Annotated in this window: 25 protein-coding genes; 7 read left to right on the top strand and 18 right to left on the bottom strand. The window is 61.5% G+C overall.

Annotated features, from left to right (window positions below; translation table 11 throughout):
- Window positions 1–36 precede the first annotated feature (36 nt).
- Window positions 37–1,632, top strand: coding sequence for a cytochrome c oxidase subunit I (ctaD, locus tag AC0L18_RS15030; protein ID WP_473493041.1), 1,596 nt, complete (start codon window positions 37–39; stop codon window positions 1,630–1,632).
- 30 nt (window positions 1,633–1,662) lie between these two features.
- Window positions 1,663–2,343 (top strand): Tim44/TimA family putative adaptor protein, encoded by a 681-nt coding sequence (locus tag AC0L18_RS15025; protein WP_473493039.1) that lies wholly within the window; start codon window positions 1,663–1,665, stop codon window positions 2,341–2,343.
- A gap of 147 nt (window positions 2,344–2,490) precedes the next feature.
- Here the strand turns inward: AC0L18_RS15025 and AC0L18_RS15020 are convergent, their stop codons facing one another.
- The 3 genes from AC0L18_RS15020 to fsa form a co-directional block, all read right to left on the bottom strand.
- Window positions 2,491–2,781: a hypothetical protein gene (locus AC0L18_RS15020; RefSeq protein WP_473493038.1), complete on the bottom strand. Its 291-nt coding sequence runs from the start codon at window positions 2,779–2,781 to the stop codon at window positions 2,491–2,493.
- Between the two features lie 44 nt (window positions 2,782–2,825).
- Window positions 2,826–4,382 carry an FAD-dependent oxidoreductase gene (locus AC0L18_RS15015; protein ID WP_473493037.1) on the bottom strand — a complete coding sequence of 519 codons (1,557 nt, stop codon included), beginning with the start codon at window positions 4,380–4,382 and terminating at the stop codon, window positions 2,826–2,828.
- Window positions 4,383–4,607: 225 nt separating this feature from the next.
- Window positions 4,608–5,270, bottom strand: a complete 663-nt coding sequence (fsa, locus tag AC0L18_RS15010; RefSeq protein WP_473493158.1) for a fructose-6-phosphate aldolase — start codon at window positions 5,268–5,270, stop codon at window positions 4,608–4,610.
- 138 nt (window positions 5,271–5,408) lie between these two features.
- On the opposite strand from fsa, the gene AC0L18_RS15005 reads away from it, so the two are divergent.
- The 4 genes from AC0L18_RS15005 (at window position 5,409) to AC0L18_RS14990 (ending at window position 9,325) form a co-directional block, all read left to right on the top strand.
- Window positions 5,409–5,780, top strand: a complete 372-nt coding sequence (locus AC0L18_RS15005; RefSeq protein WP_473493036.1) for a DUF488 domain-containing protein — start codon at window positions 5,409–5,411, stop codon at window positions 5,778–5,780.
- Between the two features lie 276 nt (window positions 5,781–6,056).
- Window positions 6,057–6,905 carry a LysR family transcriptional regulator gene (locus AC0L18_RS15000; RefSeq protein ID WP_473493034.1) on the top strand — a complete coding sequence of 283 codons (849 nt, stop codon included), beginning with the start codon at window positions 6,057–6,059 and terminating at the stop codon, window positions 6,903–6,905.
- A 411-nt stretch (window positions 6,906–7,316) separates the two neighbouring features.
- Complete coding sequence (locus tag AC0L18_RS14995) at window positions 7,317–8,417, top strand: CBS domain-containing protein (protein WP_473493033.1); 1,101 nt, start codon at window positions 7,317–7,319, stop codon at window positions 8,415–8,417.
- Between the two features lie 59 nt (window positions 8,418–8,476).
- Complete coding sequence (locus tag AC0L18_RS14990) at window positions 8,477–9,325, top strand: two-component system sensor histidine kinase NtrB (RefSeq protein WP_473493032.1); 849 nt, start codon at window positions 8,477–8,479, stop codon at window positions 9,323–9,325.
- Window positions 9,326–9,454: 129 nt separating this feature from the next.
- Here the strand turns inward: AC0L18_RS14990 and AC0L18_RS14985 are convergent, their stop codons facing one another.
- Window positions 9,455–11,998, bottom strand: coding sequence for an NAD-dependent epimerase/dehydratase family protein (locus tag AC0L18_RS14985; protein ID WP_473493031.1), 2,544 nt, complete (start codon window positions 11,996–11,998; stop codon window positions 9,455–9,457).
- Between the two features lie 453 nt (window positions 11,999–12,451).
- Between AC0L18_RS14985 and AC0L18_RS14980 the strand changes: the two genes are divergently transcribed.
- Entirely contained in the window at window positions 12,452–12,751 is a 300-nt protein-coding gene (locus AC0L18_RS14980) for an XRE family transcriptional regulator (protein ID WP_473493030.1), read from the top strand.
- A 153-nt stretch (window positions 12,752–12,904) separates the two neighbouring features.
- Here the strand turns inward: AC0L18_RS14980 and AC0L18_RS14975 are convergent, their stop codons facing one another.
- From AC0L18_RS14975 to rnk, 14 genes are all read right to left on the bottom strand, one after another.
- On the bottom strand, window positions 12,905–13,309 hold the full coding sequence (locus tag AC0L18_RS14975; RefSeq protein ID WP_473493028.1) for a nuclear transport factor 2 family protein: 405 nt from the start codon (window positions 13,307–13,309) through the stop codon (window positions 12,905–12,907).
- A 3-nt stretch (window positions 13,310–13,312) separates the two neighbouring features.
- Entirely contained in the window at window positions 13,313–14,914 is a 1,602-nt protein-coding gene (locus AC0L18_RS14970) for a hypothetical protein (RefSeq protein ID WP_473493026.1), read from the bottom strand.
- A gap of 311 nt (window positions 14,915–15,225) precedes the next feature.
- Window positions 15,226–15,429, bottom strand: a complete 204-nt coding sequence (locus AC0L18_RS14965) for a DUF488 family protein (RefSeq protein WP_473493157.1) — start codon at window positions 15,427–15,429, stop codon at window positions 15,226–15,228.
- Window positions 15,430–16,235: 806 nt separating this feature from the next.
- Complete coding sequence (locus AC0L18_RS14960; RefSeq protein ID WP_473493156.1) at window positions 16,236–16,652, bottom strand: PTS sugar transporter subunit IIA; 417 nt, start codon at window positions 16,650–16,652, stop codon at window positions 16,236–16,238.
- 718 nt (window positions 16,653–17,370) lie between these two features.
- On the bottom strand, window positions 17,371–17,622 hold the full coding sequence (locus AC0L18_RS14955) for a DUF1127 domain-containing protein (protein WP_473493155.1): 252 nt from the start codon (window positions 17,620–17,622) through the stop codon (window positions 17,371–17,373).
- Window positions 17,623–18,224: 602 nt separating this feature from the next.
- Window positions 18,225–18,680 carry a monovalent cation/H(+) antiporter subunit G gene (gene mnhG / locus AC0L18_RS14950; RefSeq protein WP_473493024.1) on the bottom strand — a complete coding sequence of 152 codons (456 nt, stop codon included), beginning with the start codon at window positions 18,678–18,680 and terminating at the stop codon, window positions 18,225–18,227.
- The gene (locus AC0L18_RS14945; RefSeq protein ID WP_473493022.1) at window positions 18,677–18,958 is read right to left on the bottom strand and encodes a K+/H+ antiporter subunit F; all 282 of its coding nucleotides are present in this window, start codon (window positions 18,956–18,958) and stop codon (window positions 18,677–18,679) included. The genes mnhG and AC0L18_RS14945 overlap by 4 nt, the downstream gene beginning before the upstream one ends.
- Entirely contained in the window at window positions 18,955–19,440 is a 486-nt protein-coding gene (locus AC0L18_RS14940; protein ID WP_473493020.1) for a Na+/H+ antiporter subunit E, read from the bottom strand. The genes AC0L18_RS14945 and AC0L18_RS14940 overlap by 4 nt, the downstream gene beginning before the upstream one ends.
- Complete coding sequence (locus AC0L18_RS14935; protein ID WP_473493018.1) at window positions 19,437–21,068, bottom strand: monovalent cation/H+ antiporter subunit D; 1,632 nt, start codon at window positions 21,066–21,068, stop codon at window positions 19,437–19,439. Before AC0L18_RS14935 ends, AC0L18_RS14940 begins: the two co-directional genes overlap by 4 nt.
- Window positions 21,068–21,409, bottom strand: coding sequence for a Na+/H+ antiporter subunit C (locus tag AC0L18_RS14930; RefSeq protein WP_473493017.1), 342 nt, complete (start codon window positions 21,407–21,409; stop codon window positions 21,068–21,070). Before AC0L18_RS14930 ends, AC0L18_RS14935 begins: the two co-directional genes overlap by 1 nt.
- Window positions 21,400–24,324, bottom strand: a complete 2,925-nt coding sequence (locus AC0L18_RS14925; RefSeq protein WP_473493015.1) for a monovalent cation/H+ antiporter subunit A — start codon at window positions 24,322–24,324, stop codon at window positions 21,400–21,402. The genes AC0L18_RS14930 and AC0L18_RS14925 overlap by 10 nt, the downstream gene beginning before the upstream one ends.
- 41 nt (window positions 24,325–24,365) lie before the next feature.
- Complete coding sequence (locus AC0L18_RS14920; protein WP_473493013.1) at window positions 24,366–24,833, bottom strand: GreA/GreB family elongation factor; 468 nt, start codon at window positions 24,831–24,833, stop codon at window positions 24,366–24,368.
- A gap of 108 nt (window positions 24,834–24,941) precedes the next feature.
- Window positions 24,942–25,484: a GreA/GreB family elongation factor gene (locus AC0L18_RS14915; RefSeq protein ID WP_473493011.1), complete on the bottom strand. Its 543-nt coding sequence runs from the start codon at window positions 25,482–25,484 to the stop codon at window positions 24,942–24,944.
- 146 nt (window positions 25,485–25,630) lie between these two features.
- Window positions 25,631–26,080, bottom strand: a complete 450-nt coding sequence (gene rnk, locus AC0L18_RS14910) for a nucleoside diphosphate kinase regulator (protein ID WP_473493009.1) — start codon at window positions 26,078–26,080, stop codon at window positions 25,631–25,633.
- Window positions 26,081–26,333: the final 253 nt, after the last annotated feature.

The raw sequence follows: 26,333 nt of genomic DNA, 5'->3' as shown, positions 1-26,333 counted from the left end.
ACCACCGGGCCTGCCGCGACAGAAAGGCGGGACACAATGTCGGACACAACCAGCACCGCGACGGATCACAAACCACCGTTCGTGAAGCGCTGGCTGTTCTCGACCAACCACAAGGATATCGGGACGCTCTATCTGGTCCTGTCCATTCTGTCCGGGATCCTGGGCACCGGACTGTCGGTCCTGTTGCGTGCCGAACTGCAGGAGCCGGGCCTGCAGGTCTTTGCCGATCCCAATCTCTTCAATGTCGGCGTCAGCTCGCACGGGTTGGTGATGATCTTCTTTGTCATCATGCCGGCTTTGATCGGCGGTTTCGGCAACTGGTTCGTGCCGATCATGATCGGCGCGCCTGACATGGCGTTCCCCCGGATGAACAACATCTCGTTCTGGCTCCTAGCCGCCTCACTCGTCCTGTTCATCCTGTCCGTGTTCATGCCGGGAGCATCCGGCTCCTTCGGTCATAGCGGCGGATGGACGCTTTACCCGCCCTATTCAACGGATGGGCAACCCGGCCCCGCCGTTGATCTCGTTATCTTGTCGATCCACCTGTCGGGTGCCTCGTCCATTCTCGGCGCCATCAACTTTATAACCACAATCTTCAACATGCGCGCGCCAGGCATGACGCTGCACAAGATGCCGCTGTTCGCCTGGTCGATGCTGGTCACTGCGTTCATGCTGCTTCTGTCGCTACCCGTGCTCGCAGGCGCCATCACGATGCTACTCACCGACCGCAACTTCGGGACTACGTTTTTCAATTCCGCCGGCGGAGGCGATCCAATCCTCTATCAGCATCTGTTCTGGTTCTTTGGCCATCCCGAGGTGTACATCATGATCCTGCCCGGCTTCGGCATCATCAGCCATGTCATCTCGACCTTCGCGAAGAAGCCGATCTTCGGATATCTCGGCATGGCCTATGCGATGGTGGCGATCGGCGCGATCGGCTTCGTGGTGTGGGCGCATCACATGTACACGACCGGCCTGTCGGTGGACACGCAGCGCTATTTTGCCTTCGCCTCGATGGTCATCGCCGTGCCGACCGGGGTAAAAGTCTTTTCCTGGTTGGCGACCATGTGGGGCGGGTCGATTGAGTTCAAGACGCCGATGTTGTGGGCGATCGGTTTCGTCTTACTCTTCACCATAGGCGGCGTCACCGGCGTGGTCCTCGCCAATCCGGGCGTCGACCGGATGCTGCACGACACCTACTACGTCGTCGCGCATTTCCACTACGTGCTGTCACTAGGGGCCGCCTTCGCGATCTTCGCCGGCTTCTACTATTGGTTCCCGAAGATGACCGGCTACATGTACAGCGAAACGCTGGGCAGGCTCCATTTCTGGCTGATGTTCGTCGGCGTGAACCTTGTCTTCTTCCCGCAGCATTTCCTCGGCATGGCCGGCATGCCGCGCCGTTACGCCGACTATCCGGATGCTTTCGCAGGCTGGAATTTCGTTTCGTCCATAGGCTCCTACATCTCTGCTGCCGGGCTCATCGTCTTCCTCACCACCGTCGCCGAGGCCTTCGGCCGCAAGCGCATCGCGGCCGCCAACCCTTGGGGCGAAGGGGCGACCACGCTCGAATGGACGCTGTCGTCACCTCCGCCTTTCCATCAATTCGAATCGCTCCCTCGCATTCGGTAGCCGGAAGGCGCTTGAAACAGGAGTTCAGACATGAACGAAACTGTCGATCTTAATGCCTACATGTCCTACGTCCTGATTGCCGCATACTACGTGATCATGCTTCGGCTGTGGCTGCCGCCTCCGCCGTCTGAGAGGCGCGAAGAGGCCGGCGACGACAACGCCGTAGCTCCGGATGGACTGTCATCCCGAGCGACCGTCCGGCAGGTAGCTCCGCCCCGTCCCGGCGACAATGGCCAGCAGAGTCCGTCGACCAAAGCAGTGCAGCCGGGCGAACCGCTTGAACGAATCCGCGCGGCGGACGAACATTTCGACGAAGGCACTTTTCTTGTCGGGGCATCAGAAGCCTACGAAGTCGTCGTGAACGCCTATGCCAATGGAGATATATCGAAGTTGAATGGCCTTCTCGACTCCGATGTTGCTGCCGCTTTCCATGACGCCATAGGCGAGCGCAGGGAGAAAGGCGAAGTTCTCACGCTCAGTTTTGTCGGCATTCGGGGACTGGACATTGCCGACGCCTGGCTCGAGGCGGATCTGGCGGAAATAACTGTTCGCTTCGTCAGCGAACTAGTCACGGCGACGCACGCGGCCGATAATACAGTTATCGCCGGTGACCCCACCAGGATTGTTGCCGTGACGGATTTGTGGACATTTGCCCGCCGCGTTCCATCAAGCAATCCCAACTGGAAGATTGTCGCTACGGCTGGCCCATGACTCGATCGGCTCTATGTGTCGAGCGGACAACCCGGCGCGTTGCGGGCGCGAGCGCCTTGGTTCCCTGGCTGGGGAATTTCCCCCAAGGCAATCGCTGGTGACGCAGCCAACAGCAATGGGCTGCGAGGCTTGTAGGTCTCTTCCGCTCTACTCGAACATGAGACGAGCGGTACCGCTCTTTGCAATCAGCCTCCTGCGGATATCCTGCATCCGCTCCGCCTGCTGTTTGCTATAAGGCCCCATGGGGCGGGTCCTTTTGTCCCCGCAGCGAACATTGCAATACCAGTTGTTACCGACCGCATAGATTTCCACGGATGTCGAGCTCGACTCCCTGTCCATGACCTTGTCGATGAACTTGACGATCGCCGAATAGCGTTGCACGGGCGTAACTGGGCGCACACCGCCGGCGGTGTTCGGTTCCTGCTGCATTGTGGCCATGAGGCTATTCCTTTCCATCACCGCAACATTCGTGATTCCGCGTTTTATGCGAGTTGCTTGTCCAGAGCGCTTCCCTGCGCCGCCCTCTGGTGTTCCATGGCCACCTCGGCCTCCAGGCTTTCGATGTCGCGGAAGATCGATGCGACGGCCAGTGTTCGCCCATCGCGCTTGAACCGGAGAAGGCAATCTCTGGCAGCAATGTCGCCGTCGATCTCGACCGTGTCCCAATGCTCGGCATGGCCGACATAGTTGATCGAAACATCGTAGTGCTGGCTCCAGAAGAATGGCACGTCGGCATACTTCTCGGGCCGGCCAAGCATGTTGAGCGCCGCAGTCTGCCCCTGCCGTTCCGCAACCACCCAATGCTCAACTCGGATGTTCTCGCCGGTGTGCGGATCGGGCCACCGGGCGATGTCGCCAGCCGCGAAGATCCCCGGCACGCTCGTTTCGAGAAAGGCGTTCACGGTCACCCCGCGGTCAAGGCTCAACGCCGCCGTTTCGGCAAGCGCCGTCCGCGGGCGCACACCGATGCCGGCGACGACGAAATCCGCGGTCAATGCGCCGCCGTCGTCGAGTCTCACCGTTTCGCCGTCGATGCTGCTCGCCTTGTTCTCCAAGTGAAAGACGACGCCGTTTTCCTCATGCAGGGTGCGGATGAAATCGCCCATCTGCGGGCCAAGTATCCGTTCCATGGGCCGCTTGTCCGGCGCAACGACGTGAACTTCGAGGTCCCGGGCGCGAAGCGCCGCTGCGACCTCGAGGCCGATGAAGCTGGCGCCCAGCACGACCGCGCGGCGCGCGGTCTTGGCGCTGGCGATGATCGCTCGGCAATCGGTGAGTGAACGCAGCGTATGAACATGCGGCTGGTCGGCGCCCGGGATGGTCAGGCGAACCGGCTCGGCTCCCGTTGCGAGCAGCAGCCTGTTGTAGGGAATCCTGCTTCCGTCCGCGAGCACGACCTCGCCGGAACCGGCGTCGATGCCGGCTGCATTCGTCTCGAGACGCAGGTCGATCTCGTTCTTCGAATAGAAGCTTTGCCCGCGCAGCGAAATCCAGTCCTCCGGCGCCTTGCCGGCGAGGTAGTCCTTGGACAGATTGGGCCTATCGACGGGCGGCGCCTTGTCGTCGCTGAGCATGACGATGCTGCCCTGATATCGTTCGCGGCGCAATTTCTCGGCCGCGGCAAAACCGGCCGCGCCGCCGCCGACGATAACGATTTTATCGGGAGCCCTGGTGGGGTCTTCATCATGCGGCTTCGGTGTCACCCGTTTGCGTTTCTCGCCTACGAAAATCTTGCCATCCCGCTGTTCCACGGACCAGCACGCGAGCGGACTAAAAGCAGGGGGACGCAAAGCTTCGCCTGTGCGCAAATCGAAGCAAGCGTGATGCCATGGACAACGAACGGTGTCGTCGACCACCAAACCATCGGCCAGCGGCCCGCCGTAATGCGTGCAGATCGCGCTGACTGCGAACACCTCGTTCCCGCGGCGCACCAGCAGCACCTGCTCGTCGCCGCAATGACCGACGAGCTTGCCGCCGTCGGGAAGATCGAGAAGCGCGATGCCTTTAACGAGATCCGGTCTGTTCGGGCTTTCAGCCATTGTTCCTTCTCCCTTGGTGATCTGGTCGAGAACCGGCCTTTGCGCCTGGAAGCGCGAGCTTCGGATTCTCTCTGCCGGCACCTTGGCTTTGTCTGCCGCGTACCAGCTATGTCCTTCGAGCCGGGTGGGGCTGCGTTTAAGCGAGTGTCCGACCGTTTCCGGCATCACGCAAACGAATTTAATCGGCAAATACATGCAACTTTTATGATAGCTCAATATAATCCGCTACGGTTGCAGGATAAATTGCCCCGTCTTCTTCCAGTCGGCGAGAAAAGCTTCGAGTCCCTTGTCTGTGAGCGGATGCCTGGCAAGATTTCTCAGCACTGCCGGCGGCGCCGTTGCGACATCGGCGCCTGCCATCGCTGCTAGCTTGACGTGGAGAGGCGTGCGCATCGAGGACGCGAGGATTTCGGTCTTTATCGATTTGTCGTTGCCATAGATCGTCCGAATCTCGCGGATCACCTCGATGCCGTCCAAACCGAGTTCGTCGAGCCTTCCGACGAAGGGAGAAATATAGGCCGCGCCCGCCTTCGCGGCGAGCAAGGCCTGGTTGGCCGAGAAGCACAGCGTGACATTGACATTGCGACCACGCTGACTGAGCGTCCGGCAGGTTCTGAATCCATCCCATGTGGACGGCACCTTGACAGCCACGTTGGCAGCAATTTCGGCCAGCCGCTCTCCCTCGGCAATCATGTCGTCAAAGTTGGTCGCCGTGACTTCGGCAGACACTGGCCCTTCGACTGCCTGGCAAATCTCTCCAATGACGTCACGGATCGGTCGGCCGGTCTTTGCGATATGCGACGGGTTGGTCGTCACCCCGTCGAGGATGCCCGCCGCAACAAGCTCTCGGATCTCCAAAAGATCGGCTGTATCGACAAACAACTTCATTTGTCTTCTCCTCGAAAGAATCACGTCCATTGATGATCGGATGCAGTCCCGTCAGGTTGGTTCCAAAAACGATGAGGTGTCGCAGTCATGGCGGCGCCCTATGTCCGTTGACGTCAGTGCAGAGCCGGAGCGGAATCGATGGCCGAAAAGATCTCCGAGCAACGAGTGAAAACGAAACGGGCTTATGAGAGTCCGGCGGCCGACGACGGCACGCGGGTGCTTGTTGATCGGCTTTGGCCCCGCGGTCTCAAGAAGACCGATGCTGCAATCGATCATTGGGCAAAAGAACTCGCGCCGAGCACAGAGTTGCGAAAATGGTTCGCACACGATCCCGCCCGCTGGGAAGAATTCCGCCGACGCTATTCGGAGGAGATCCGCGAACATCGCGAAGAGTTCAACCGACTGCGCGACCTGGCGCGAAAAGGTCCTCTCACCCTTGTCTACGCAGCCCATGACGAGACGCACAACGATGCCGTCGTGCTCAGGGAGATTCTGCTGACGCGCCAATAAACCCGTCCGTGTGCGTTCTTCAGATAGTCGGTGCGTCATCTCCAACCCTTCCCGGGCGGCCGAATGCCCACTACATGCCTGACACCAGCTCGCGTGCCGCGCTCAGAACCCGTCATCATCCACATCTCTGGCAATTCGGAGCACTCCGCTCCGGCATTCGCCGCTCGGTATTCAGGCACCAGGCTCGCCTGTAGTCCGCCGAAGCGTACCGCGCAGGCCACCTATCTGACAAACAAAGTTGATTGACATTTGAATGCAAGTTTTATGCTATGTCGGATGGACATCGAACTCGCGCGAACTTTCATCGAGATCGTTTCGACCGGAAGCTTCATCCGGGCTTCGGAGCGGCTGAATGTCGCTCAGACCACCGTGAGCGCCCGAATCCGCAGCCTCGAGCAACAGCTGGGACGTGCGCTTTTCATTCGACATAAGGGCGGAGCTTCGCTCACTCCGGCAGGCGAGCAATTCCTGCGTCACGCGCCGATGTTCGTCCAGCTATGGCAGCGTACGCTTCACCAGGTTGCCGTGCCGCCGGGCCGGCGCGCCGTTCTGACAGTCGGTAGCGAGGTCAGCCTTTGGCAACCGCTCCTCCTCGACTGGGTCCGATGGATGCGCCGGTCGCTACCGGACATCGCGCTTCGAGTGCACGTCGATGTGCCGCAGGATTTGATCAATCAAGTTGCATCTGGGATGGTCGACGTCGCGATCATGTACGCGCCCCAGCATCGCCCGGGTCTGAAAATTGACCTGCTCACGGAAGAAAAGCTCGTGCTCGTGACCACCGATCCCGAAGCGCGCCTCCTCGGTGGCGCTGACTACGTGTATATGGATTGGGGACCCGACTTTGTGCTTCACCACGACATGAATTTCCCCGATGTCGCACCGGATCTCTCTTTCGATCTCGGTCCACTCGCGCTCAGCTATCTTCTCTCGGCCGGAGGCTCCGGCTATGTCAGGTTGAGTGCAGTCCAGCCTCATATCGCGGAAGGCCGGCTTCACCTCGTGCCCGAGATGCCGCAATTCTCCTATCCGGTCTACGCGGTGCACTCCGCCAATTCGGATGAAACCGTAGTGGGGCCGGCCCTGGCTGGACTGCACTCCATTTCACACGGCAGCGCCAATTAGGCCCATTATGCCTTCACGTTTTCCGGCAGATCGGCGAAATGCCTTCACGTATCCGGCAGATCGGCGAACGCGACCGCATTGACCCTATTGTTTGCCAACCGTTCGGCACAAAGGCCAGGCGATCTCATGCAAGCCAATGGTTGAATCCCCTTCGCGCTGGCGAGGCTCTATGGCGGGACCGAGCAACGAACCTGCACTCACGCGGCAATAAGATTCGTTGGACCTGGAATCCTTTCCGGTAAACACTCGGGGCATCGATTGCAGTCCCAGAACTCAGGCCCGGTGGCGCGTGCTGCTGGAAAGGGCGCTTGCATGCTGCTTAACACTTCTTGCAAATCCGAACTCCCGATTTCGGTTGCGCAAAGCTCTATGAGGTTCGGCAGACCGATGGGGCAGCGGGAGGAACGGCTCATGAGCATTCGGCTGCAGCAGGAACTAATCAGGCACGCGTGCCGAGGAATACCCACCACCTACATGCAGTTGCTCCGGTCGGTTGGAACCGTCGCAGACGCCGACGAAACCCTTGTCAGGGCCTCACTTGAAAGGCTGATGGATGAGGACACGATCGCCGCCAGGCCTTTCGTGACAGCTCTTGTTATAGGTCCGCAAGCCGGCGGCCTTCCGGAGCCATGGTTCTTCAGCAAGGCTCGAACGTCCGGACGCCTGGCCTCACGCTCGGATGAACTCGAGGCGTGGGCTTTCCACGCCAGAGAACTGAGGCGAGCGGTTACGCATTATCGCACCATGTCATCGAACGCCGCGGCAGCCCTCTGGGATCGAAGTCCAGGCGTGGGGATCGAAGGAGCAGGCAAAATGCTGATGGCCAAAGATGTAATGACCGCCGACGTCATCACTGTGGCGTCCGACACCACTATTCGGACTGTCGCCGAACTCCTCGTCACCCAAGGCGTAAGCGGAGTGCCTGTCCTGGACGACGATGTTCTGGTGGGCATCGTGACGGAAGGAGACCTCCTCCATCGAGCCGAAATCGGCACGGCCGCGCGCCCGGTGTCATGGTGGTCCAGGATTTTCAAGAACAAGGCGGTGCTTGCTGCCGAGTACACCCGCGAGCATTCAACCCGGGTCGTGGACGTTATGACCAAGAACGTCGTAACCGTCGAAGAATCTACGCCGATCGCGGACATCGCCGACCTGTTGGCGCAGCGAAAAATAAGGCGGGTGCCCGTGATACGCGGCGGGAAGGTCGTGGGGATAGTCAGTCGCGCCAACATAGTTCGCGCCTTAGCTGCAACGGCGAACCTTCCACGAAGCGCCTGCAAGGCAGACGACGAAACTATCCGTCAGCAGTTTCAGTTGGCTTTGCGCGATGAGGCGTGGCCGAGCGCCAGCACGCCCAATTTTACGGTCAAGAACGGCGTGGTTTCCTTCTGGGGCACCCTAGAGTCCGACGCCGAACGCGACGCCCTCCGGGTCCTATGCGAAAACATTCCGGGAGTTCAGAAAGTCGAGGATCATCGTATGATCTTGAGCTTTCCGACCTTTGCCGTGTGATGGGCGCAGGTAGTAAGACGACATCCTGCGTTTTGTCATGCTAAAAGGAACCAGGAATTGTGGCGGATTGGCTCTGGGCCGTCGTGACGAAGGCGGCAACGGCGTCCGATTTTCCCAAGCCGCAAATTGGCAACAAGGTGACCCAGGAAACGTCAGTCCAGCCTCAGACTCCGCTACCTTCCGCCACTGCGGCGGAGCAGCGGGCAACTGCGACACGCAGGCTGGCAGCGCTTGGCGAACTCACCGGAGGAATAGCCCACGATTTCCGGAACTTGCTGACAGCAATCGGGTCAGGCGTCAGGCTGGCTGAAAACAACTGGGACGATCCCACCAAACTGCGTGCATACCTCGCGGAGACGAAGATCGCGATCGACGGAGGGATTGCGCTGACCTCTCAGCTTCTCGCATTTGCCAGGCATCAGAGCCTCGCCCCCCATGTCGGCAACGTGAACGAATATTTATACATGTTTGAGCCTTTTCTCAGATACGGCGCCGGGTCGGACGTTCGTCTTGTCCTGGATCTAACTCCCGACCTGCCGAGCTGCCTGTTGGATCCCGCCTTCTTCGACGCGGCCATTCTAAATCTTGTCACCAACGCCAGAGACGCTATGCCGAACGGAGGCAGGATCGACATCAGCACCAGGCAGGTTTCTGGCTCCAACACACCTGGAATCAAACTCACCTCGAGCCACGTTCGCGTCAGGGTCAGAGATGAAGGCTGTGGAATGCCCGCCGACATCATCCGCGAAGTGTTCGATCCATTCTTTAGTACGAAAGGTGATCGCGGGACCGGGTTCGGGCTTCCGCAGGTGCGCGCGTTCATGGAAATGGTCGGCGGCACGATAGCGATCTCCAGTGAACCGGAAGCGGGCACGACTGTCGACCTGCTTTTCCCAGTCATCTCGTAAGCTGGCCGTTGTCGCGAGGGCCGTCGGTCGACCCACGGATGCACCGAACGGTTAGTTCGCACTGACTTTCCAGCCCCATCTCGGTATTCTCCAGCCACGCACAGCCGGTTCTCCTCAGCCATTTTCAGGTCAGACGATTGCTCGATCCCAGCCGCCGTAGTGCTCTTCGCTGCGGGTCCCCCGGGGCAAGCTCAGAACGATCAGCGCCACGCCAATGATCACTGCTGCCGCCGTCCCAATCAGTGTGCCGCCCTCAAATACAAACGGTGATGCCGAGACGGCGAGACCAAATGGCACATTGAGGAAGCGCACGGGCCGCGCCACCTCGGCCATGGCTGTCACTGCGACCATGATGATGAGGCAGCCAAGGACGTGATCGCTAAAATAGAGCGGCGGCTCGGTGCCAAAGACGAGCGGCGTCGCCAAGAGCAAGATGCCGAGCGCCACGCTTGCCGCTAGCGTCCACGGGTAGTTGACGCCGCCGATGAGGAAGTCGCGCAGCAGGCCTGCCACCGGGCGGTCGAGATCCGGAGCCGGGGTCTGGTTCTCCGACAGCGCCGGCCCGCCTTTCCAGAAGGTGCGCCAGAACGGCTCGCCCGCCTTCCTGGCGCGCCACAGATACTGGACAGTCGCCAGCACCTCATCGATCGAATAGGGAATAAGCACTACGGTGACCGCCGCCTGGACGATGCAAAGCGTGCAAAGCGCGCCGATCAGAGGCGGCTGGATGATGATGAAGAAGACGCTGGTCACGCCGAGTGGGATGATCAGCAGCCCGAACAGGAACACCATCCACGGCATTGTGCGCCAGCGCCGGCGGTCGCCAATGGCGCCAGCCAGGATGTCCAGAGCATAGGCGAAGGCGCCGAAGCCGGCATCGGCGATGGGAAAGCCCTTCGAGACCCATGAGGTGACCACCGCCTCGCTGCCGTTTGCGACCGGCGCGCCGCCCGGTCCGAAAAACGGATCCCAGAGCCCGTCGATGTGGCCCATCTGGTAGGCTGCGAGATAGCGCGAGACGAACAGACCGACGAAAGCGAGCGCCACGATGGGTATGCGCTGCGTGAAAGATGACGGCGAATAGCTCCAGCCCATCGGCCTGTCATCGTCAGCGGCCAGCGCGCGCCGGCTGATGCCGGGCGTCGGCGGGATCATCACCGCGAAGGCGACGATCAGCATGCCGATCAGCGTGTCGGTGCTGTAAGCGGCAGCGCTGCTGGTCCAGAAGACGAGCGGCGCGAGCATGATCCACACGCCGACGGCAGCGGTGACCCACTGCATCCAGTTCCAGTGGCGATACATGCCCAGCAGTGCGAAAACGGCAACCAGTAGACCCGATACGATCTCGCTCACCCCGAGGCGCATATTGCGAATGGTGGCCTCGTCGAGCTCGTGTCCGAGTGCCGGCGGCGGCGCGACGCTCACGGGATCGAACAGTCCAAGGATCATCGGCGACGAAATCAGCCACAGGCCGAGCATGGCGCTCGTCAATGGTGCCCAGAGCGTCCATTGGTGGTGTTGCTCCAGGCCTGCGTCCACCTCCGCCTCGTTGCGCTCCAGCGGTCCTGCTATCCGCCGCCTTGCCTGCGCGAGCTCCGGCCCAGATGCCGCCACCGCGGCCGGATGCAGCTTGTTCTTCTCGTACCAGTCGGTCGGGTCTGCCTTAAGCCGGCGTATCATCTCCGGCAGCGTTCCCCCGAGACTGTGACGCGGTCGCCAACCGAGCAGCCGCCGAGCGCGCGAGGCATCAATCTCGTAATGGTCGTCGGAGTTCTCGATCATCCACGGCTGGATGTCGGTGTCCTGGTCCAGCACCTCGGTCTGGAACCATGATCCCGCTTTGGTCAAAGTCTTAGGCAGCGACAGCGTTCGCCATTCCTCGTCGTGAACGAGCCGTCCAATGCGCTTCTGCATCTCCTGATAGGAAAGGGTCTCTTCTTCGCCGACCAAGAGCACAGTCTCGTCGGGAAGTTCCGCGCGGCGGTCTACCGTTCGCACCACTGCGTCGACGAGATCGTCCCTGTGGAGGTAGGGTTGGCCGCTTTCGAGATCGCCAGTGAAGAGGTAGGCAGTCGGCCGTCGTTCAAAGATGCGCGCGATCTGCTGCGCGATGAAGGCCGCGCGGCAATCCTCGTCATAGACGCCGGCGAGCCTGAGGATGACGGTCTTTATGTTGCCGCGCTCCCGGCCGATCAGAGCTTCGGTTTCCACCTTCGATTTTGGGTAGGCCCAGGGCGGATCGAGCGGCGAATCCTCATTGATCCTGACTCCCTTTTCCGGACTCGGAGCGTGGACGAGCAGGGTGCTGGAGAAGACGAACTGCTCGGTTTCCAGCGTCTTGAGGGCAGAAAGCAGCCTACGCGTTCCCTGCACCGTGACGGCGTCATATTTCGGATTGTCTTGACCCGTCGTGTCGTAATAGGCAGCGAGATGGATGACGGAGGCGATGCGCCCGTTGCCGCGTTCGCGCACCTCTTCGACCGCCTTCGTGACGCTTTCGTCCGAGGTGAGATCGACAGGGACCGTTTCTGTCCCGTTCGCCGTTTGCCTCGCATTGGGCAGGTCGAAGCCGATGACGCGGTATCGGCCCTTCAAGCCATCGGTGATCGCTTGACCCAGAAAGCCGCTGGACCCGGTGATCAGTACGATGGGCAGAGTTTGGTTTCTCGGCATGTTGCCCCGCTTGGTTCGAGCCAGGACCGATCGCGTCAGGCGCAAAGTGTTGGATTGCACCGGCACTAACCCGCTCGGCATGATTTCCCGGCCCGCGCAGCCATGCGGTCGCGGTCGATGACTGATTGTCGCTCGTGTCGGCCGACTTGGCCTCCTGTCATTGAGCCGACGCAGTCCGCTCAAACTGAACTGTTGCGATCGTTCATCACAGCGCACTTTGACGGAGGCGACCGAACCTTTCAAACGAAAGATGTTGCAGCCTTGCAGCAAGAAACCTGCACCAAAGCTGGAGCGCGTTTGCAGTGCGCCACTGGCATGGCCCTGGCCGTTTCCTCTCGCGGCGTATCTCAGGGACCTCGATCTTCGGTTCGTAAGCTTCGTCGACACGCCTGCATTGATGTTGCTATACCGGTATGCTCCACCGAACCGTATGCGCTGAAGACGGAGAATAACATGATCACCGGTTCGCAATGCCGCGCGGGACGAGCACTCGTCGAAGTAACACGAGGCAAGTTAAGCATCCGCTCCGGCGTCGACGAAGCTGTTATCGAGGCTTTCGAGCGCAAGCTCGAAGAGCCGGATCCGGATTCAATAGCAGCCCTTCAAACGGCGCTTGAGTTGCTCGGCGCGGTATTTATCGAAGAGAACGGTGGCGGCATTGGCGTGCGTCTGAAATTCACCCAGTCGGAAGGAAGACGAATCGCACGGCTGGAAAGCGAGGGCGGCATAGTCGCAAGCGACAGAGTGCCGTAGAGGACCCGGCCCCTTATGTTCAAAGCGCCCGGGCGAAACCGTCTCCTTCCCCGAGTGCAGACTCTGAGTTCAGCCGGAGCGAATTGGGTGAAACTGCTGCTTCGCCGATCAGGTTGGCAGCACGGTTTCGCGCCTATAGCCCGCGCCGCCTCGTTAAGGTGTCGGCGATCCTTTTGTCACACCGGCGTCAAGCTCTCCGCCTCTCCACGTAAGACCGTAGTGGATTGACTGAAAGACAATCTTGCCATCCTCGATCACGAAGCTGTCGGCACCCTCGACCGCATCGAAGCGCGCCGACTTCGCGGACCAGACCAACAGCGCATATTGGCCGGTTACCTGCTTGGCGGCGACCTGGAACCGCGCTTCGGGCAATTGATGCCCCAAGCGCTCCGCCGACATCCGTATGGCGTCATGTCCCCTCGCATTGGAGTTGACCGTCAGGAGAAGCACCTCTTCCGAGTAGTTCCGGCGAAGATCTTCCTCAAGCTTGCCTTCCAGCCTGAGTCTCAGGTGGTCCTCGAAGACTTCGGCGGGTGTGCGGTGTCCACAGGTCGTCATCTGTCAGGCTTCCGTTATTGATGCATGGCTTTGTTCGCGGCGGGCCGCAGATATCGCGAAGCCCAGGAGGATGACCAGCACCCCGCCACCCCAAGCATAGCGGGCATACGACAGTGCCTGATCATAGCCGCCTTGGTATTCAGGCCAAGTCACGCGCAAGTAGCCACCTGGAATCCCCGGCACCGGGAACCCAGTCTGTCCGACATGAAGCTCCAGGTGCTCGCCCTCCCGGGAGGAGGTCATCACATGGATGGGCACTCCGGTAGCAAGGACCTGCTCTCCTATTCCCACTGTCCCAAGCGCGTACACCGCAACGTTTGACTTCGTCGCTGGAAGCCCGGCGTAGCCGATTCCACTTCTACCGTGATGCCAGACGTCGAAGCCGACTCCATACCAAGTGGTAAAAAGTCCGCGCGGCTCGGCTACCATCGGCTCGGTTGCTCGGATCGTGTATGCTGTCCCATCCGGAGCCGACACCGATGCCTTGATGTCCACAAGATCATGCGGCGGCAGCGGCGTCCTTTGCGGATTCCTGTCTGCTACCCGCATCCGCAGCGTCGCGCTGCCGGATGCCATGCCGACTCCGTCCGCGGGCGCTTCTCCGATGCTCACAGAACCGTCCGCGATAACGAGGGCAGTCTTTGCTTCCGGTCCTGTATACAGCGCAACCCCGCCGCCGAGCACCGCGAGAGCCAAGGTAGAAGCGGTGAACGCGGCGACGCTCGCGGGGCCCCAACGCACGCTTGCGCTTTGCGACCACGCAGCAAGGAGATAGCCAACGATCGCAAGGAGGATCGTCATCGGAAGAATAACCAGGAACTCCTGTCGATAAGAGAGCCAATGGACCTCTGCGGGCGGCGGGTCGGCCGTAAGGAGGCGGAACTCGGAATTAGGCAATCCCACGGGACCAAGGAAGTGCCCGTAGGCGACCAGCAGGAACCCCAGCATAATGCCGCCTACCACTGCGGCATTCCTGTCTCTTCCGGCGACGGACCACCAGCCAATTGTGAAGGCGCTCGCAACGGCGATGCGCATGACGAACCAGGTGACCCCAGGGAAATCTGCGAGCACGAGCGCCTGCAGCAGGCCGGTTCCGATCACGACTGCGACAGCCACCCCCACCCCGGCAGCTGCCTGGCGCGCCGTCGAGTAATCCGGCTCAGTGCCTCTTGCCTGTCGATGGCGCCAAATCCATAAGGCTAGGACATAGCCGAGATAGTAAACCGCAAAGTGGACCGGGAGACCGGTCACCCAAGTGTGTTCGAGGTCGAGCCACTCGGGCTGCGACGGAAGCCCGATCGGCGAAAGAGACCAGTAGTAGGTGGTGAGCAGCAGCACGTGTATCGCAGTGATCAAGAGTCCACGGGCGAGTCCGACCCCGATCCAAGCAGTGCCCAAGGCGAAAACCGCGGTCATCAGAAGCGTGTCCGTGACCCAGTAGGTCCAGTAAGGGTCGTTCCCCCAGAGCATCGCGTGCGCGATTACAGCGTCCACGAAAATGGCAAGCAAGGCGGCCATGGCCGTGAACTTGCAGACATCACGAAGCAAAAGCGGCCCGCTTGTCGCCTCCGTTACCGCCGCAAGGCTCGGCTTCTGGTTCAGCATGCCCGTTGATCCTCTATTCTCGTCCCCGGCCGTGCGAGGGAGCTTTGTCGCGACAGTGAGGCAAAGCGACCGCCCGGCGCAGGCGAAAGCTTGAAGCATGATCGCGAAAGTGAGCTGCCCTTGCGGGACATTTTTGCCACCGATGTGCGATTGTTCATCCCATTGAAATGGGGTGAGCGCCGCATACGTCCAACGAATGTTATTGCGGTTTGAGTGCAATTTATCTGCACCATACCGGTCCCTTCCGCTAAAAAGGGCGTTCAATCTCCGCGGCATTAGAGGAGTCGGCGGGATAGACCACCGACGCGTCTTCACGGACAAGCGCCCTGACGCTGAGAACTGCCCTTTCGACTCGGCATCAAATGGAAAACGTCCTCTTCGCGAGCGAGAAGGTGGTCGGCAACGATGCGTCGATGGCATCGCCACCACACCGCCTCTGAGCACATCATGGCGCACCTCAGGGCTCTGCCCAACTCGATGAGGATGGCGAGCCCTTGCCGGAACTCCGGGGACAGGGCGTAGTCAGCATAGTTGTGGAAGCTGCGGTTCCGCCATCCCGTTCAGCTCGGGCGGCGCGGAGTTCGCCTTCCCTCGACGGCCGCCGAGAAGCGGGACGTGTTCATAGGCGAACTGGGGGTTGGTTCGCGAGCCTGGGAGCCTACGCACGCCCGCCACGATCCCGATTTCAGCCGCGCGAAGGATGCCTAGGAACGCGGAGAAGCTCAGATTCGAATGTCCGATCGTAAAGAATGGGTTGACCATCAACTCCCTCGATGCCGTCGACCTTGCACTTGACGCTGAAGCTAAAGGCTTTGTGCCCTCGATACGGCCAGCCGCGTGCAAGCGGCACGACAGGAGATATCTTCCACCTTTCAGCCCATTTTCGGATCTGCGGACCTGAGAACAACAGGGCCGGGCGCGACACTTTGGTGACCGTATTGATTTTGCAACCGCAATGGGTCGCGTTCGTCGGCGACTGTGCCTTTTGAACGGGCGACCGGAAGGTGGTCCAGGGTCGCAAGGACGGAGTCGCAGATCGACCACGCCCGGGAAGACGAAGTCGACTGCGACTGGTAGCCCCAGTCCCGCGTGGCTGCAACGCCTGTGAAATGGCAAGGCCAACGCTTTGGCGGGGAGCGCAAGATCGATCGACAGCTACCACTGCCGCCGCATGCCCGCCTTGCAAACCGGAACTCGCAAGCAGAGGCGCACGTCCTCGACGCGGCAGATCGCGCAGGGCGAGTTGCTCCAGTAGGTGCACCTGAGTGCCACGCGGCCACACGTGCTGGTCGGACATCCGGTCATAACCCGTGACTTTGCGTCAGGTGCCTCTCGGCTTGGCGGGAGGTTGGCCGGATCGGTCACGTCTTTCTTCGAAGGTTTGGATCCAGGCGTGCGCCTCGGCAGGTGTCCGGGATTGCCGGAGCAGATCCGGAAGCTCGGCGCCCCGCAGTTGGCGCCAGACACCGAGCAAGGCGGGCACAAATCCATTCGTATCCGCTGTCGGCCACACCAGGGCAAGCAGCAGATCGACGGAATTGTCGTTCGGCGCGCCGAATGGAACTGGCCGCTTCAGCGTCGCCAACACAGCCGCCGGAGCGGCGATCCCGTCAAGGCGGGCATGCGGTATGGCGATGCCATTGCCAACAGCGGTCGGCCCGAGCCGTTCGCGACGAAGCAAAGCGGCCAACACCGCGCCGTGGCTCCTGCCGACCTTCTCCGATAGTCGGGCAGCCATGCCGCTCAGGGCCGTGCCTTTCCGGTCAGCCTGCATTCCCAGCAGGACATCATCCTGCCCTCCGACGAGTTCGCTCAACCTCATAGCTGGCTTCGCGTGGCCATCGCCGGAACAAGCTTTACGACTCGGCCGCGGCCTCGGGATCGAAAAGGCGGACCACGGCCATTGCGGACGCGGAGCCACGATCGGGATCACGTCCGGGCGAAAAGCCACACCGGGGCACCCGGCGCCAATCCGGCTCACAGCCGCACCTGTCGCCATGCCGGGCGGCCGGACGGATGACGATGCGGCTCCGGCTGATCCATGAACGCCGCAGGCACGACCACCGAAGCGATGCACCAGGCACAGCGGGAGGCGGCTCTCGGCAAAGCACGGCCACAGGAGAGGCAAATGCGTCTTGAACGGAAAATTCTCATGTCACGCTCCATCGGTACGGCGCGCCGGCGCCGCAGGAATGAACCGCTTTGGAATGTCCCGGAGCAGGATTATGTGCGGGATTCAGGGTGAGAGAGCCTGCTCCGGGCAAGGGTACGACCTTCCCCGGCAAGCCTCGAAATCCTGACGAACGTCTCCATGCACATGTGGGGTTTACCTTGTCTAACAGGCCCTACTTTTCAACCGCGGCGGCCGCGTCAGACGGCGATCAGAGCATCGCGAAAGACATGATCATCAGCACGAATATACCGACCGCAATGATCGTCCTGGTGGTCGTGTCCATTCATTGGCTCCGGTTCATCCGGCCGACTGGCGGCTCCAGGCCGCTTGCCGCGTGCGGTCTTCCGGCGTCGACGCGACGATCCCTCAACGGAACCTTTTCCGGCCGAAAAAGGCCTGCCACCACCCTCGGGATATCATTCCGCGAGATGCCGATGTCCTCCAACTGCCTGTCGTCCAGACGGCTGAGTTCGCTGATGGCGCGGTTGCTCTGCCAGCGGCGGACCGCTCTCAGGAGGAGCTGCGCGACAGTCACTCTTGGCGTGCGCGACGCGGGAATACGATGTGCGGTGCTGGATGGATGTTTGATTATGGACACTTTGTCCCTCCTTCATGATCGGATGACCGCAACACGGCATCCGTGACGGCTGGTGGACGGACATACATGGCCGGCCGCTTTCCGGCGCCGCGGACGCGGCTCGGAACGACAGGCATGTCAGTCGTTGTGAATGAAGCTGATCTCCCCGAGACGACGAACGGAAGCGTTCGAGCCGCTCGGGGCTATGAAAGCGTCAGGAGGGACGCCGAAACGACCAAGTATTTCTTGTGGCCTGAAGTAATCATGCTCCGGATATGGGAATTCCTGGGAGCAGTTCAATCCATGGGGGAAGCCCTGCGGCCTTTAGACGCTAAAACGCCGGAGGTTCGAGTCGGCAACCGGACGCGGGCATTGGAGCGCCTGTGAAAATGAGCTCACGGCCTGCCGGCGGGGATGCCAAAGGGCCGGTAGCTGCCGGGGAAAGTGCATGCAGCACACGTGAGAGGAAAAACGGGTCGGCCGGAGAGGCAACAGGGAAAACCGCGGCCCTAAGCAGGACAACCAACGAAGTTCCGGCGTAGCACAACCCGGACTCAGCTTCAGGTCGGCGTCATAGGACGTGCCTCCGGCGTCTGCGGATCGCGCGATGGCGATTCACCGGGGCCGTCGCTGCTTCTGTCGCGCGAGAGGCTGCCGCCGGGCGACCTTAGGAGCGAACGCGGAGGTACGTTGGCGTCTCCCTCTGTTCGGTCGCGGTAGAGGGCCGCGCGTGCTAGCAGCATGAGGGTGACCGGAGTGGTCGCGGTGATGAACACCCCGATTAGCAGCTCGTGTACGACCGGACGCAGACCCAGCGCCGAGAAGCAGACGATAGACGCGAGCACGATGGCGCATGTTCCCCAACTGGTCCCGAGAGTAGGCGCGTGCACCCGTTCGAAGAAGCTGCCGAACTGCAGCGTACCGATCGCTCCGAGGAGGGTCAGCCCGGCGCCGAGGAGTAAGAGTACGGCTGTCAACACAGCCGCCCAGGCAGGCAGGTCCACGGCATGGGTCATTCAATCACCTCGCCGCGCATGAGAAACTTGGCGAGCGCGACGCTCGAAACGAAGCCGAGCACTGCGAGGATCAGGGCGGCCTCGAAGTAGACCTGGCTTCCCGTGCGAATGCCCACCGTAAGCGCCAGGAGCATGGCGCTCACATACATGGCGTCCAGGCAGAGCACCCGGTCCTGCGCGCGCGGTCCGCGAACCACGCGGTATGCGTAGCAGCCCATCGCGGCGACGAGCATGATTTGAGCGGCTGTGACGGACCACAACAGAATGTCGACGGTCATTCGAAGATATCCATTAGCGATGCTTCGTAACGGTTCTTGATCAAAGCGATCCATTCGTCTTTGTCGACCAGGTCGAGGACATGGATAAGAAGCACTCCAGAATCATGGGCGTACTCGATCCATGCGGTCCCCGGTGTGCTGGTAACGATGCACGAGAGCACGGCTAATCCCGTCTTGTCGCGGAGATCGAGCGGTATGGCTACGAAGCCGGCGACTCGATCACGGCGGCGGCCCCCGAGTATGATGCTGGCTACCGCGATGTTCGACCGCAGGATGTCCAGCGCCACGATGCCCGCAAGTCGCGGGATGAGCTGCCAGCGTCTCAGTCTCGGTTTCGATGGCTGCAGCGCCGCCATCGCGCGCGAGGCAGCAACCGCGATGACAGCGCCGAGGAGGAACTGCCCGGGCGAAAAGGACGTCAGCAGCACCCACGTCAGCAGCAGGGCTGCGGTCAGGAATGGGTAGGGCAACACGCGGTTCATCTGGCGCTTCCAGTCATGCCCGTGCCCAGCACCCCTTGGATATAGCTCGCCGGATCGTGCAGGGAGCGGGCAGCTGCGTCCGTATAGCTGATCATCGCACCTCCCCCTACTGTCATCGCCAGGCAAAGAGCGAGGAGCGCGAGGATTGGCGCCACCTCCACCACCAGGACACGCGGGACGATAGACTCGAGCGGCGCCCAGAAGGTGCGTATGCCGGTCCGCATCATGGCGACCAGCACCGCCAGACCGGAGAGGATGATCAGCGCGACCAGCAGCCATGTTCGCGCCGGGATTTCGCTCGGAGCCCCCAGCCCATCCAAGTTCAGCATGCCCGTCAGCATCGCGAACTTGGCAATGAAACCCGACAATGGCGGAAGCCCCGCGAGCAGGAGGGCAATGCATCCGAAGCAGATGCCGAGGACGGCCAGCGCACCCGGCATCGCGGCCCCAACCTCCTCGTCCTCGTGCTCTTTGGCCTCATCCTCTTCCTCGCCATAGGCTTCAAGGGTAACGGCGAGCAGGTCGGCTCCGGGCTCTCGTGCGCGCTCCACGAGTTCAATCAACATGAAAAGCGCCGCGGTGCTGAAGGTCGAGCTGACGAGGTAAAACAGGGCTCCCGAGACCACCGTAGCGTCCCCCATGCCGACGGCCGCCAGCAGGGTTCCCGAGGAGATAAGCACGCTGTAACCGGCAAGCCTGCCCATCGCCTGAGAGGCGAGCACGCCAGATGTCGCAAAGACCAGACTCGCTATGCCACCCCACAGCAGGGCGGCGCCGCCGAACCCAGTCAGTTCGCCAGCAGGGCTCCCGAAGAGCAGCAGCGAGAGACGAAGCAGCGCGTAGACACCGACCTTGGTGAGCACCACGAATATGGCGGCGATCGGCGCCGCCGCGGCCATGTATGCAGAAGGCAGCCAAAATCCGAGCGGCCACATCGCTGCCTTGACAAGGAAGGCGATGCCCAGGACCGCCGCGCCAGCCTGAAGCAGCATTCGATCCTCGGCAGGGATGGCCGGCAAGCGTGCTGCCAGGTCAGCCATATTCAGCGTTCCGGTGATCCCATAGATCAGGCTGACGCCGATGAGGAAGAGAAGCGACGCCGCCAGGTTGATCGAAATATAGTGCAACCCGGACCGGACCCGAAACACGCCAGAGCCGTGAAGAAGCAAACCGTATGACGCCGCCAGCGTGACTTCGAAGAAGACAAAGAGGTTGAAGAGGTCTCCTGTCAGGAAAGCACCTCCGAGCCCCATCAGCAGCAGTTGGAATAGAGTGTGGAAGTGCGGTCCCGCCCTGTGCCAACGCGACAGCGAGAAGACCAAGGACGCCAGGGCGATAACGGCCGCCAATGCGAGCATCAACGCAGACAATCGGTCCAGCACGAGGACGATGGCAAAGGGTGCTGGCCAGTTTGCGACGGCATAGGAAGACGACAAGGCGCCGCTCCCGCCCGGAGCGCCATCTGCCATGCCCATCAGCTTCATGGCCACCCCGAGGAGCAACAGCATGGATGCGAGGCTGACCGTTGCCTTCAGCGTGTGCCGCGTCTCATCGACCAAGAGCAGCGCCGCGCCCGTGACGAGCGGCAGCAGGATCGGCACTACGAGCAGGTGCTGAGTCCAATCCATCAGCGCGACTCCCGCCCGTCGACGTGATCGCTGCTGGTCAGACCGCGGGAGACAAGCAGGACCACAAGAAGGAGCGCGGTCGTGGCAAAGCCGATCACAATGGCGGTGAGAACCAGCGCCTGAGGAACCGGATCTGCGTAGTTGGACGGATTCCCTGTCCCGTCTGCCCCTAGCAAGGGCGCAGCCCCCACGCGCAGTCGGCCCATGCTGAAGATGAACAGGTTTACCGCATAGGAAAGCAGGGAGAGGCCTATGACGAGCTGGTAGGTGCGCGGGCGCAAGACCAGCCAGACCCCCGAGCCGGTGAGAACGCCAATGGCAATGGCGAGCGTCAGCTCCATTGTTGGCGTTCCTCCTGCTCACGCTCCTCTTCCAACCGGGCCGCGCGCAGGCGGCGGGTCGACTGGTGGGCGATAGCGATCAGCATCAGCACTGTGGCCCCGACCACGAGGCCGAACACGCCGAGGTCGAAAAGGGTCGCGCTTGCAAAAGGGACCTTCCCGATAAGCGGCAGCTCCACGTACCGGAAATACGAGGTGAGATACGCATCGCCGAACAGGGTTGAGGCGATCCCGGTCACGGCCGCCATGAGAAGGCCGACGCCTATCCAGACGACGGGGAGGATCCGCAGCCTTTCCTCCACCCAGGCCGTTCCCGCCGCCATGTACTGCAGGATGAAGCCGGCCGCCATCGCCACGCCTGCCACGAAGCCTCCGCCGGGAGCGTCATGGCCGCGCAAGAGAAGATAGGCGGCCAGCACGATGATGACCGGGAACATCCATTGCATGATTACGGACGGCACATAGAGGTATTCGGCCGCGGTCGCGCCGGCCTCCCTGTTTGCTTCCGCCTCGTCATAGGATCGCTGGATGCGCTGCTGCTCGGGTCGTTCTATGCTGTCCGGCGCGGGGCGAAAGCGTCTCAGCAGCGCGAAGACAGTCAACGCGACGACCCCGAGGACCGTGATCTCTCCCAGTGTGTCGAAACCGCGAAAGTCGACGAGAATCACGTTGACGACGTTGCGACCGCCGCCTTCGCTGTAGGCCCTCTCAACGAAGAAGCCCGCGATCGAGTCGGGCGGCGTGCGCGTCATGATTGCGTAGGAGATCGCCGTCATCCCCACGCCGGCAAGTACGGCAAGCGCAAGGTCACGAAAATGGCGCATTCGATCAAGAATGCCGCTTGGATCGAGCAGTGCTTTCGAGCGTTTCGGCAGCCACCGCAGGCCGAGCAGTATCAGTACAGTCGTGACGATCTCGACAACGAGCTGCGTCGCGGCAAGGTCCGGCGCTGAAAGCCAGACGAAGGTCACGCAGGTTACCAGCCCGGTGCCCCCTAGTAGTGCAAGTGCCGCGAGACGGTGGAACTTTGCCTGCTGCGCGGCACCGACCGCGCACACCATGCCGACGGCCCACAGCCCCGCAAACGCGACATCCACCGTTGCGTTGCCGCTTGTTCCAAAGTCCAGACCTGACGCCAGGAGCGGGATGGCCCCGGCCGCGATTGCGGCTGTCACGAGCAGGCGCATCTGAGGCTGCAGGCGTCTTGTGCCGAAGACATCCTCGACAAGGCGCGCCCACCGCCACGAGATCGCGACGGTTACCCGTTCGAAGATGCGCTGGCCCTCGAACCGGCCGAACAGTGGGGGTTTTTCGGCTCGCTCAAGGTAATCCCCGGCCGCCAAATAGAGCAGCGCTCCCGCAGTCAGCGCAACCGCACTCATTGCCAGCGGCAGTGTGAAGCCATGCCAGGCCACGAGACTATATTCGGGAGTCACGTCGCCCAGCACAGACGACACGGCCGTGTGGAGGAAAGGCCCAATAGTCAAACCTGGAATGATGCCAACGAGGAGACACGCCAACACCAGGAACAGGACCGGAAACCGCATCCAGAACGGCGGCTCGTGCGGCGCGCGCGGAAAGCTCTCCGGTGGAGGCGCGCCGAGGAAGATCGAATGGATCAGGCGGATGGAATATGTGACAGCAAAGGCGCTTCCGAGCACGGCCGCATACGGCGCGATAGTGTCTACCCAGGAGTCGGCATGAGTCTCGACCGCTTCCGCGAAGAACATCTCTTTCGACAGGAAGCCGTTCAGCAGTGGGACGCCCGCCATGGCGGCGCTTGCCACCATGGCCAGCGTGCCCGTGACAGGCATGTAGCGGAACAGGCCAGAGAGTCGCCGGAGGTCCCGCGTCCCAGCCTCGTGGTCGATAATCCCGGCCGCCATGAACAACGATGCCTTGAAGGTGGCATGGTTGAGCATATGGAAAATCGCAGCGACCAGGCCGAGCGGACTGCCAAGGCTCAAGAGCAGCGCGATCAAGCCCAAGTGGCTGATCGTAGAATAGGCCAGCAGTCCCTTGAGGTCCTGCTGGAACATGGCGAGATAGGCCCCGAGCACGAGCGAGATCATGCCCGCAAGGCCCACGATCACGAACCATTCCGGCGTGCCCGAGAGCACCGGCCATAGTCGTGCCATGAGGAACACTCCCGCCTTGACCATGGTCGCCGAATGAAGGAACGCCGATATGGGCGTCGGCGCGGCCATGGCGTTGGGCAGCCAGAAGTGGAAAGGGAACTGCGCGCTCTTGGTGAACGTGCCAAGCAGGATCAGCAGGAGGGCCGGAACATACAGTTCATGGCGACGTACCCGGTCGCCGGCAGCCAGAACGGCGTCGAGGTCGTAGCTGCCGACGATGTGGCCAACCACGAGAATGCCCGTCAGCAGCGCCAGGCCGCCGATGGCGGTTATCGTCAGCGCCATGCGGGCCCCGTCGCGGGCCGCCTGACTATGATGCCAATAGCCAATGAGCAGGAACGAGAAGATGCTGGTGAGTTCCCAGAAAACGACCAGCAAGATCAGGTTGCCGGAAAGTACGACACCGAGCATCGAGCCGGTGAAGGCCAGGAAGAAAAAATAGAATCTGCGGACCGGATCCTCCGGCGAGATGTAATATCGCGCGTAGAGCACGACGAGGAAGCCTATGCCGCTGATCAGAGATGCGAAGATCCAGGCGAAACCATCCATCCTCAGCGTAAACTCGAGACCAAGCGAAGGAATCCATTCGAGGCGATGCCTTACGATCCCTCCGCCACGGACCGATGGATAAAGCGAAAGGGTCGATGCTAGGCAAGCCGCCGTCGTCGCTCCTGCGAGCCAGGTCGCAGGCGTGCGCGAATCCGACGGAAGAAGAATTGACGCCAAGCCTGCCACGAATGGCAGGGCTATGATCACAAGTAGCGTGTAAAGCTCCATCACTCTCCTTGTGACTGGGCGGCACTATAGGGTTCTTTAAGCTATCGACACCAATCCGCCAACGATCGAGACGATACTCGCGCAAGGGCTGGCCGGCGCGCGAGGCCACTCGTTGCCGCACGACCAACCGCGACCACCTCCACCCAAGGCGGCTCTCGAAGTGCGCTGCCGATGATGGGCATGCGGTGGCCTGTAGACAGCCCCAGCAGCGTGATTCCGAGCGGCGTGGTCACGGATATCTCCGCAGGCGGCCACATCCTGTCTTCGGGGTGAATCAGGTACTGCCGTTCAGCACGATCCGCGCCATCGATCCTGTAGGTAACGAGGCGATCGAGGGCCACCGTCCCTTCCGGGATGTCATCCGGCTCGCGCAATTCCGCGCGGCCAAGCTCTTGCAGGAGGGCAGTAGCCAACGGATGCCACTGTTCGGCAAGTGAACGCGCGATCATCTGCAGGCGCTTGTGGTCGCCTTTAGACAATGTGACGGGGGGCAGATTCGGCTTGTTCATCACTTCGCCTCCGGCTGGGATAGAGAAACCCGTTTGCTCCAGATGCCCTCTCTTGCTCGAAACGGCAGCCGAGGGACGGGCCATGTGGGCCCGCCCCTCGGGCCGACGTCACGCTGCGGAGGGCCCGGGATCGTCGTCGAAACCGTCCGGTCCGATACGCTCCAGCCGGGGCTGGTCGTAGATGGCGCCACGGATCAGCTTCAGCGACGGCTCGCGCTGCGCTGGAGCGGAGAAGCTGGCCAAAGCTTCTCTTTCGCGTCTCGCTGCTTCCGGCTGGTATTGCACCTTTTGGAGCAAGACTCGCTCCTCTCGCCCTTCGCGGTCTGTCAGAAGGAAGTCCTGACCCTCGGTGAGTCCAAGGAGGGCCAGCGCTCTCGGCGTGGTGATAGGCAGGAACAGGCCGGCTGCCCCGTTCATGCGGTCGTGCGAAAGAATGCGCGTATCCGCGTCGCGCCCATCAACCCTGAAGGTAACGCGGCTGCTGAGCGTGGCGACGTCAACGGGAACGTCATCGCGGAAAACCACTTGGGCGCTCTCGATTTTCCTCTTCAGGATCGGTGCCAGCGGGTCATCCCTGCCAAGGCAGCGATCCCGCATGACCTCGAGGATGGTGAGATCTTTCGTGGTGAGAATACAGGTTTTGGTCGACATCGCAGTTCTCCATCGCTCCTTGCTGGGAGCGGTTGCATTGAAACGGAACGGAGAATCCCCTGGCCGCCCTTGGCGGCGCAGGGGTTACGATCCTGCGATGAGGCAGCCTCCGAAGAGCGAGAGGCGGCAGGGCGGCCGGACCTTCGTCATGTCCCCGGTCGCAGTTCGATGGCGGCTGGTTGCGCCGAAGGCTGAATCGGAGCCTCGACGGATTCCACCTTCAGGCGATGGATACGCCCGTCACGAGCGGTCCAGTCGATTGACTGCCCCGCCGAAAGGCCGATCAGCGCCGCGCCAATGGGCGTTAGGATCGAGATCTTGCCTTCTGCGATATCCGCCTCGCCGGGGAAGACCAGCGTCACGCGCATATCTTCACCAAGATCGCTCGTGAAGCGCAAGGTCGAGCCCATGCGAACCGTCTCCGAGGCGATCCGCCCATCTCCCACGACCCGCGCGCGATCGAGTTCGGCCAGAAGTTCATCCGCGACATCTGGATTTCTCGCGGCATATGATTGGGCCAGGCGCGATAGCCGCTCGTAATCGGAGCGCGTTATCGAAATCGCCGGCTTGCGCTGTCTCTTGTTACCGGGAGCCATCTCGGCCTCCTAAAGAATTCCACCGCCGTGCGCAGCGCGCCCGTGGTATTGATTTTCGTCATTGGATTGGTGTCGCCGTGTGGGGCTCATAGTGTCCCGGGTTACGGGAGACGGGAGCTTATGCCCCGCGGCCGGGGCGCGACGCGACCTGGCCGGGGGTCAGGTGCCCGCGATGGGGCACACCCGCGTAAGGAGAAGGGTGAAGCGGTCGGTCAACATGCCATGTACGTGGGATGGCGAGGACGGAAAGTCA

The sequence above is a fragment of the Mesorhizobium sp. WSM4819 genome, from assembly GCF_055811215.1.
The sequence above is the reverse complement of the archived record's forward strand: the minus strand, read 5'-3'. Positions and strand labels throughout refer to the sequence as shown.

Coding starts and splice junctions, on each gene's coding strand:
- AC0L18_RS15015 (WP_473493037.1), bottom strand. CDS start 4,382: ATGGCTGAAAGCCCGAACAGACCGGATCTCGTTAAAGGCATCGCGCTT.
- ctaD (WP_473493041.1), top strand. CDS start 37: ATGTCGGACACAACCAGCACCGCGACGGATCACAAACCACCGTTCGTG.
- AC0L18_RS14935 (WP_473493018.1), bottom strand. CDS start 21,068: ATGGATTGGACTCAGCACCTGCTCGTAGTGCCGATCCTGCTGCCGCTC.
- AC0L18_RS14975 (WP_473493028.1), bottom strand. CDS start 13,309: ATGACGACCTGTGGACACCGCACACCCGCCGAAGTCTTCGAGGACCAC.
- rnk (WP_473493009.1), bottom strand. CDS start 26,080: ATGGCTCCCGGTAACAAGAGACAGCGCAAGCCGGCGATTTCGATAACG.
- AC0L18_RS14915 (WP_473493011.1), bottom strand. CDS start 25,484: ATGTCGACCAAAACCTGTATTCTCACCACGAAAGATCTCACCATCCTC.
- AC0L18_RS15020 (WP_473493038.1), bottom strand. CDS start 2,781: ATGGCCACAATGCAGCAGGAACCGAACACCGCCGGCGGTGTGCGCCCA.
- AC0L18_RS15005 (WP_473493036.1), top strand. CDS start 5,409: ATGGCCGAAAAGATCTCCGAGCAACGAGTGAAAACGAAACGGGCTTAT.
- AC0L18_RS14930 (WP_473493017.1), bottom strand. CDS start 21,409: ATGGAGCTGACGCTCGCCATTGCCATTGGCGTTCTCACCGGCTCGGGG.
- AC0L18_RS14925 (WP_473493015.1), bottom strand. CDS start 24,324: ATGGAGCTTTACACGCTACTTGTGATCATAGCCCTGCCATTCGTGGCA.
- AC0L18_RS14940 (WP_473493020.1), bottom strand. CDS start 19,440: ATGAACCGCGTGTTGCCCTACCCATTCCTGACCGCAGCCCTGCTGCTG.
- AC0L18_RS14960 (WP_473493156.1), bottom strand. CDS start 16,652: ATGGCTGCCCGACTATCGGAGAAGGTCGGCAGGAGCCACGGCGCGGTG.
- AC0L18_RS14980 (WP_473493030.1), top strand. CDS start 12,452: ATGATCACCGGTTCGCAATGCCGCGCGGGACGAGCACTCGTCGAAGTA.
- AC0L18_RS15025 (WP_473493039.1), top strand. CDS start 1,663: ATGAACGAAACTGTCGATCTTAATGCCTACATGTCCTACGTCCTGATT.
- fsa (WP_473493158.1), bottom strand. CDS start 5,270: ATGAAGTTGTTTGTCGATACAGCCGATCTTTTGGAGATCCGAGAGCTT.
- mnhG (WP_473493024.1), bottom strand. CDS start 18,680: ATGACCCATGCCGTGGACCTGCCTGCCTGGGCGGCTGTGTTGACAGCC.
- AC0L18_RS15000 (WP_473493034.1), top strand. CDS start 6,057: ATGGACATCGAACTCGCGCGAACTTTCATCGAGATCGTTTCGACCGGA.
- AC0L18_RS14920 (WP_473493013.1), bottom strand. CDS start 24,833: ATGAACAAGCCGAATCTGCCCCCCGTCACATTGTCTAAAGGCGACCAC.
- AC0L18_RS14985 (WP_473493031.1), bottom strand. CDS start 11,998: ATGCCGAGAAACCAAACTCTGCCCATCGTACTGATCACCGGGTCCAGC.
- AC0L18_RS14970 (WP_473493026.1), bottom strand. CDS start 14,914: ATGCTGAACCAGAAGCCGAGCCTTGCGGCGGTAACGGAGGCGACAAGC.
- AC0L18_RS14945 (WP_473493022.1), bottom strand. CDS start 18,958: ATGACCGTCGACATTCTGTTGTGGTCCGTCACAGCCGCTCAAATCATG.
- AC0L18_RS14995 (WP_473493033.1), top strand. CDS start 7,317: ATGAGCATTCGGCTGCAGCAGGAACTAATCAGGCACGCGTGCCGAGGA.